This is a genomic window from Streptomyces spongiae (genome assembly GCF_009377185.1).
Lineage (GTDB): Bacteria > Actinomycetota > Actinomycetes > Streptomycetales > Streptomycetaceae > Streptomyces > Streptomyces spongiae.
The window spans coordinates 1-7,203 of record NZ_VJZC01000512.1 but is presented as its reverse complement, the minus strand read 5'-3'; the positions used below and the strand labels follow the sequence as shown (position 1 = coordinate 7,203).

Genomic DNA, 7,203 nt, shown 5'->3' with positions numbered 1-7,203 from the left:
AGCCCCGCCCCCCCGCCCTCGACACCCGCGCCCGCCGACGCGACGGTGGATCTGTCCCGCCGGGTGCTCGTCATCGGCGAACGTGAACTCCCCGTCTCCTCGGGCGCGGAGGAGGCACCCACGCCCACGGGCCGGATGACGGTCACCGGCAAGGTGAAGGCCAAGGCGGAGACCGGTGTGGACGTCGGCTTCGACGACGCCTACACCGTGAAGATCCCCTTTGTGATCGAGCTCAGGGCGCCGGACGGGAGCACCACGTTCATCGGCGCCATGACGTACGACGAGAAGGCGCAGGGCACCTACGACAGGACGCGTCGCTGGATCGGCCTGCGCCCCGACGACGCGAAGTGGGTGTACGAGCGGCTGGCCGAGGGAGCGGTGGTGGAGGTGACGGGGACCGCGCCGGCACCGGATCAGACCTTGGGTGCGGAACCGACTCCGTCAAAGCGTGCGGCAGGGCGCGCGACCGCGTCACCGTCCGTGGAATCGCCCGGGAGGCGGGCCGAGGAGACCGAGGCATCGTCGGGGACACGGGACGAGACCTCGACCGAGACCTCGACCGATACGTCGACCGGGGGATCGACCGGGGGATCGACCGGAGGATCGCTCAGTACACCGACCGGGGAACCGACCGCTTCACCGGCCGACGCGGCGACGTCGTCGGGGACGGAGGGCGGGGCGTTCTTCGGCGGGGTGTCGTAGCACCGAGGCTGGGACTCCGAGGGTTGGGGCTTTGCGGGCTGGGACTCCGGGGGCTGCGGCTCCGCGGGCGGCTGCCCTGGGAAAGGGCACGTCAGCGACCGCGGCCGGGGGTTTTCGTGATGCGGGCCGCGGGTAGGCGTACGGCGCTTCCGGCAGGGCGGGCGGAACGAGGGAGGCGGTGGCCGTGGCTCCCAGGGACGACCGTGACGACGTCCCGGGTTTCGAGTTCGAGTTCGAGGGTGTGCGGGGTGCTCCGCCGGGTGAACTCCCAGGGCGGCTGTGCGCGGCCGCGGTCCGGCTGCTGCCGGTGACGGGCGCGAGCGTGTCGTTGCGGGTCGACGGTATGCCGGTGGGGCTGAGCGCAAGCGACGAGGCGGCCGCGCGGGTGGCGGAGGTGCAGGAGACCGTGGGTGACGGGCCGGGCCGCGAGGCGGTCGCGGTCGGGGCGCCGGTCCTCGCGTCCGACCTGACGCGCGGTGCCGACGCCCGACGCTGGCCCGTCTTCGCGCGGCAGGCCGTCGCGGCGGGCGCACGCGCCGTGTACTCGCTGCCGCTCGGCGACGACGCGGTGTGCGTGGGCACGCTCGACCTGTACCGCGACACCCCGGGGGAACTGACGGGACGTGATCTGCGCACGGCACGTCTGGTGGCCGGGGTGATGACGATGGCGCTGATGGTGCTCCATGGTGGGCTGGGTGGCGACGGGGCCCTGCCGGGCGGTGACGGGGCCCTGCCGGGCGGTGGCGAGGCCCTGCCGGGCGGTGGCGAGGCCCTGCCGGGCGGTCTGACCACGGACCACGGGGAGGTCTCGCAGGCCACGGGCATGATCATGGTGCAGCTCGGCGTCACCGCGGACGACGCCCTGGCCCGGTTGCGCGCCCACGCCTTCGCCCATGGCCGTACGGCCGCCGACGTGGCCCGCGATGTGCTCGCGCACCGGACGAGGTTCGACCGCTAGGCGCTTCGCTGGGAATGCCGTCTGTGCCATCCGTGGGACCCGCTCACCCGGACGACCCCCCTGCACTGGTGGGCTTTCCCCCGCGGTGTTGACCTGGGACGAAACGTCACGTTCCCGGGAGAGCGGCGCCATGCGACATCCGTATCGACTTCCCACCCTGGTGTTCGTCGCCGTGGTGCTCGTGGTGGGGGCGGCCTGGCTGTGGCAGGCGGGAATCCCCGCGCCCGAGTCCGCCGCCCCGTCGCCCCGGAAGACCTCCACCGCCGAACCCTCCGCCCCGGACTCCCCCGGCCTCGCCGACAGCCGGCTGGGGCGCGCCCTGATCGGCAAGGGAGACCTCGGCACGAACTGGGGCACGACGGCGGGCGCGGCCACCTGGCGGGACGGGCTGCTCAAGGGCGAGGCGGACCGCCCCGAGTGCCAGGAGCTGCTCGACGCCGTGTACGCCGAGAACCTGCTGGGCGAGCCGACCGGAGCGACGGCGGTCGCGGGCTTCGACGACACCGAGTACGGCGCCCAGGTGCGGTACCAGGTGGGCACGTACCGCAAGGCGGAGATCGACGCCAGGCTCGACCACCTGGGCCAACTGGCCGAGCAGTGCCAGGAGTTCACCTCCACCACGGCCTCGGGCCGGACGTACGACATCCGGGTGACCCCCGTCGGGCTCCCGGGCATCGGGGACGCCGGCCAGGCGCTCCGCATGACCGTCACGGGTGATGTCGAGGGAGAGCAGGGCGGGTTGACGCTGGACGTCGCCGCCCTGCGCGTCGGCGACGGTGCCGCCCTCCTCACGCACGGCGGCCTGTACGGCATCAACACCGACACCACCCGGCAGGCCGTCCAACTCGGTGCCCAGCGCCTCCAGGAGACCTTCGCGAGCAAGCCGCAGCCCTCGGAGGAGGGGGAGCAGGAGGACCCGGTGTACGAGGAGGACGTGACGGACGAGGGGTACGAGGCAGGCGCGGGCGAAAGCGAGAGCGAGCAGGACCAGGAGCAGTAGACAGCCGACGAGGCAGCGGAGATCAGTCAGCCGGTGCGGCAGGTACCGTCACTGCTCCCGCTGCCGCCGCTGCTCCCGCTGGTGCCGTAGCCCTCCGCAGGTTCTCGATGCAGGCCGTGAGGGCCTGCTGGAGGGACTCCAACTGGTCGAGCATGTCGGTCTCGTAGATGTCGTCGAGGTCGCCGGCGTCGTCCAGGGTCAGCTCCTCGAAGACCTTCGTGGCCCGCTGGAGGCTGCTGTAGAACTTCGTACGGCGTTCCTGGACCCGGAGCTCCGGGTTCGCCTCGACGGTCTGGACGACGAGGGACTTCACGGTGTCGTACGCCTCGGTCGCCCACTCGCCGGCGTCCTCGTCGTCGTCCAGCTCGTCGAGGAGGGAGAGACGGCGCTCGGCCTCGGCGCGCAGCTCGGCGGGCGCGTCGATGGTCTGCCCGGCGGGGGTCTTCACCTGCCCGCTGTCCACGACCTGGCGGACGTACCCGATGCGGTCGGCGGCCCGGTTCTCGGTGGCGACCGCCTTCTTCAGCTCCTCGGTGCGGACGACGTCACGCGCCAGCTCGGCCTGGAGCGAGGGGTCCTCCCGCATCCGGTCGAGGAGCGCGGCACGGGCCGCCTGGGCGGTGGAGGGGTCGGCGAGGATCGCGGCACGCAGCGCGGTGGGGTTCTCCGCGACCTCCAGCGCCTTGGTCGGGCGGATGCCCTCGGCCTCGGCGGCGGCGGTGATCGCGGTGCCGCGTACGGAGGTGGCGCTGTTGCGGGAGCTGTAGTAGGACAACCACACGTCCGCGTCCGGCAGTTCGACCTCCTGCCCCGGGCTGAGCGCCTCGAACTGCGGGACGAGCGCGTCGTCGGCGGCCATGTCCCACGCCTTGTAGTAGCGCATGACCCGCTCCGGCGAGCACCCGGCCAGCTCGGCGAACTCCTTCGCCGACACCTTCGGCGTCTCCCCGGCGACCTGCCCACCGGGCCGCACACTCCGCGCCACCTTCAACGCGAACGCCCAGCCCCCGGTCCGCGCGTACACCCCGAACTCCCGGGCGTCAGCAGCCACGAGCTCATGCACACCGTCCCCGGACGACTCAGCCACGCTGCCTTCGGCGGCCGGCTCGACCCAGTACCCCTCGCTCGCGGAGCCTTCGGCGTTCTCGGAGCCCTCGGAGTTCTCGGACGTCGGGTGGATCGCTACGGTCAAAGGACACTCTCCCGGGGAGTACGGTACGCAGTTGCCGGAGCGACCGGCAGAACGCGCATCTTATTAGAACGGGTTCATGACGCTCTGGGGCGAGGGGTGGGCAAAGGAACCCGTCAGCCCTTGGTCGACGCCGTGGCGAAGAGTTCGCTGACGTCCGTGACGGTGAGAGCCAGCTCCTGCCAACGTTTGAGGATGGTCAGGTCGGAGCAGGCCGTGATGCGCTCGTAGGTGTTACCGGTGACGGTGATGTCCCGGACCTGCAAGATCCGGACGACTGCCCTGGCCCACCCCTCGGCGAGTCCGTCGGCCCAGCCTTCCGTGTATTCCTCGGTCCAGCTGCCCGCCTTGGCGCGTAGGTAGGTCACCTCCTCAAGGGTCAGGGAATCGCGGCGGCTGATTTCGTTCAGGTGTGCGTTGTGGTCGTCCATCGCTTGCTCAGGGGCCAGTCCCATGGCCATGATCAGTGACGTGACCATGACGCGGCCGCTCAGCTTGTCGCGCAGCTCTTCGCTCATCGAGCTCAACTCGAGGTTTCGCTTCACGTGTCGCACGCTATGGGGGCCGTGAGCCAGGATCTGGCGAACGTCGAGTCGTTCACCCTTTCTGGGGGCGTGTGCTTGTTCGTTGAGCGCGGTGCGGGGCACGGTGTGGCGCCGCCCGGCTGAGGGCGCACGGCTGTTGTTCGCCGTGCGCCCTCGGTGTCGTGTGCGAGGCGGGCAGGTGGTCAGGGCCGTTCCGCGCCGTTCTCCTGGGTCTCGGGGGCCTGGGCGAACAGTTCCTCGACCGTGGCGGCGGTGAGGGACCGGTCGAACCAGAGGGTGAGGGTGTCGAGGTCGGTGCAGCCGAGGACACGCTCGCGGACGTCCTCCGGGACGGGGATGCCGCGCCGTTCCAGCAGGCGCAGGATCAACGTTGCCTCGCCTTCGGCCTTGCCCTCGGCTTTGCCCTCGAGGTACGTCTCCTCGAAGAGGGTCCCGTGGCCCGGGAAGTAAGTGGCGACCATCTTCTGCAGCCCTTTCCATGTCTCTCTGGCCGGAGTGTCCTTCAGGCCGACTTCCAGGAACTCGCACCAGTACTTCGCTGTGGCTTTGTCGAACGACCGCATCCCGCGGGCCAGTATGTCCAGTATGGCGGTGATGTTCGCGCTTTCGCTATGAACGATGGCCGCGACCGTGGCCATCGCCGGTTCCCGTACGATCATCGACTCGTCGGTGATCTCCGGAACGCTGTCCGGCCCCAGTACGAACGGACGTGTCGACTGCGTCACCCAGGGGCCGACGCGGCACTCGAAGGGCCCGGCCGCCCAGGTTGCGGTGGACCGGCGCCTGCAGACCGCGACGAGCAGTACCGGCAGGTCGAACTTCGCGCGCAGATATGCCACGTAGTAGGCCCAGTTGGCCCCCTTGTCCGGGGCCCGCTGGGTCTGGGCCTCGACGGCGAGTAGAAAGCCGTCTCCGTCTGACGGCTCGACCTTGAGCACCGTGTCCACACGGCGCTCCATCGGCCTGATCTCCGTCGCGTCGGGCGTGAGCGCCTCGACGATTGCCTTGGTGGGTGGTGGAAGCCCCAACGCCTCGAAGACGGGAGCGAGGGCCTCCGGATGTTCCTGGAAGATCCGGTGCGAGGCCTCGTGGGTGGATGTGACCATGTGCGCAACGTAGGTGGATTGCGTGGTGCTATGGGCGGCTCCAGTCCCCGTTCACCCTTTCGTGGATCGAAGAAACGTCTCGGTGTTCTCCCAGCGCGGGCCCGGAAAACCAGTTGCCCGAGGTGAGGTAGCGCCTTGTAGCGTGGCCCTCATGTGTGCGAGCGCAGCAATGACCAGGACCCGCCGCTTCTAGCGGTGGTCCCTTCCGTGACCTTCGGCTCGAGTCGGCCGTACCTCTGCTGACGCCGCTCGATCTCCCTCAGGTGATCCGCGAAGTGATCCGCCGCTCCCGAGAGACCTCGTCGGGCGGCCCTTCCGTGCTGCCCGGCTTCCCCTCGAAGCCGCGGAGAACCTGTGCGCACCCACCGACCCGGCCGACACGAGCTCGGCCAGAACTTCCTCGTCGACCGGACCGTCATCGAGCGGCTCGTCGCCACGGTCGACGGCCTCGCGTCCCGTCCCGACGCGCCCATCATCGAGATCGGCGCCGGTGACGGCGCGCTGACCCTGCCGCTGGAGCGGCTCGGCCGTCCGTTGACCGGGATCGAGATCGACGGCAGGCGTGCCGAGCGGCTGGCCCGCCGCACCGGCCCGGCGACCGAGATCGTCCACGGCGACTTCATGGACTTCAGGCTCCCGGCGACGCCGCATGTCCTGGTCGGCAACCTGCCCTTTCACCAGACCACCGCGATGCTGCGCCGCATCCTGCGGGCGCCCGGCTGGACCGAGGCCGTCCTGCTCGTGCAGTGGGAGGTGGCGCGGCGGCGCGCCGGTGTCGGCGGGGCGACCCTGATGACGGCGCAGTGGTGGCCGTGGTTCGAGTTCCGGCTGGTGTCCCGGGTGCCCGCCTCGGCGTTCCGCCCGCGCCCCGGCGTCGACGGCGGACTGATGACCATGACCCGCCGGCCACGGCCCCTCGTGCCGGTCCGTGACCAGCGGCGCTACCAGGACTTCGTGCAGCGCGTGTTCACCGGCCCGGGGAACGGCCTGGAGCGGATCCTCGCGGTCGCCGCCCCGGAGATCCCCCGCCGTGAGGTCCGGCGCCGGCTGCGAGAGCACCGGATCGCGCCCACCGCCCTGCCCCGTGCCCTCGGCGCCGAGGCGTGGGCGGATCTGTTCGGCCTCCGGGACGGTGGAGGTGCCTAGAGCCCGCCCGTCAGTGACTGTTCCGCCCAGATCACCTTGCCCTCGGGGAGGAACCTGGTCCCCCAGCTCTGGGTGAACTGGGCGATGAGGAACAGACCGCGGCCGCCCTCGTCGGTGGTGCGCGGGTGGCGTAGGTGGGGAGCGGTGGGGCCGCCGTCGAAGACCTCGCAGATCAGGGTGCGATCGAGGATGAGGCGCAGGCGGATCGGGCCGGTGGCGTGGCGGATGGCGTTGGTGACCAGTTCGCTGACGACCAGTTCGGTGGTGAACGCCAGGTGCTCCAGGCCCCAGTCGCCGAGTTGCCGGGTGGTGGTCTTGCGGGCCTCCGCGACCAGCGCCGGGTCGGCCGGGAGGTCCCAGTACGCCACCCGGTCCGCGGCCAGCCGCCGGGTGCGGGCCAGCAGCAGGACCACGTCGTCGTAGGGGCGGTCGGGCACCAGCGCGTCGACCATGGTCTGCGCCCGGCGGTCGAGGGAGGCCGGGGCGACGTCCGGCGGGGAGCCCGCTTCCGTGCGGGCCGTCTCCGAGTCCGTCCCCGTGCGCACCCCCTCAGCACC

8 protein-coding genes are annotated in these 7,203 nt (G+C 71.2%); 4 read left to right on the top strand and 4 right to left on the bottom strand.

What is annotated here, in order from left to right:
- From FNH08_RS39985 to FNH08_RS39975, 3 genes are all read left to right on the top strand, one after another.
- Window positions 1-702 (top strand): L,D-transpeptidase (locus FNH08_RS39985; RefSeq protein WP_152776424.1); only part of this gene is annotated, 702 nt, incomplete at its 5' end.
- 178 nt (window positions 703-880) lie between these two features.
- Window positions 881-1,660 (top strand): GAF and ANTAR domain-containing protein, encoded by a 780-nt coding sequence (locus tag FNH08_RS39980; RefSeq protein ID WP_407704554.1) that lies wholly within the window; start codon window positions 881-883, stop codon window positions 1,658-1,660.
- Between the two features lie 130 nt (window positions 1,661-1,790).
- Window positions 1,791-2,660, top strand: a complete 870-nt coding sequence (locus FNH08_RS39975) for a hypothetical protein (RefSeq protein WP_152776423.1) — start codon at window positions 1,791-1,793, stop codon at window positions 2,658-2,660.
- 22 nt (window positions 2,661-2,682) lie between these two features.
- On the opposite strand, the gene FNH08_RS39970 is transcribed toward FNH08_RS39975, so the two are convergent.
- The 3 genes from FNH08_RS39970 to FNH08_RS39960 form a co-directional block, all read right to left on the bottom strand.
- Window positions 2,683-3,852, bottom strand: a complete 1,170-nt coding sequence (locus FNH08_RS39970; protein ID WP_152776422.1) for a hypothetical protein — start codon at window positions 3,850-3,852, stop codon at window positions 2,683-2,685.
- 113 nt (window positions 3,853-3,965) lie between these two features.
- A complete protein-coding gene (locus tag FNH08_RS39965; RefSeq protein ID WP_152776421.1) occupies window positions 3,966-4,394 on the bottom strand; it encodes a hypothetical protein in 429 nt (142 codons plus the stop codon).
- A 182-nt stretch (window positions 4,395-4,576) separates the two neighbouring features.
- Entirely contained in the window at window positions 4,577-5,500 is a 924-nt protein-coding gene (locus FNH08_RS39960) for an RpnC/YadD family protein (protein WP_152776420.1), read from the bottom strand.
- Between the two features lie 354 nt (window positions 5,501-5,854).
- Here FNH08_RS39960 and erm point away from each other — a divergent pair, with 354 nt between their 5' ends.
- Entirely contained in the window at window positions 5,855-6,646 is a 792-nt protein-coding gene (gene erm, locus FNH08_RS39955) for a 23S ribosomal RNA methyltransferase Erm (RefSeq protein WP_322726232.1), read from the top strand.
- On the opposite strand, the gene FNH08_RS39950 is transcribed toward erm, so the two are convergent.
- Window positions 6,643-7,203, bottom strand: a 561-nt coding sequence (locus FNH08_RS39950) for an ATP-binding protein (RefSeq protein ID WP_194238788.1), incomplete at its 5' end; no start/stop codon positions are given. The genes erm and FNH08_RS39950 overlap by 4 nt on opposite strands.

Excerpts from the sequence above, each read along its gene's own strand:
- FNH08_RS39975 (WP_152776423.1), top strand. The coding sequence starts at position 1,791 with ATGCGACATCCGTATCGACTTCCCACCCTGGTGTTCGTCGCCGTGGTG.
- FNH08_RS39960 (WP_152776420.1), bottom strand. The coding sequence starts at position 5,500 with ATGGTCACATCCACCCACGAGGCCTCGCACCGGATCTTCCAGGAACAT.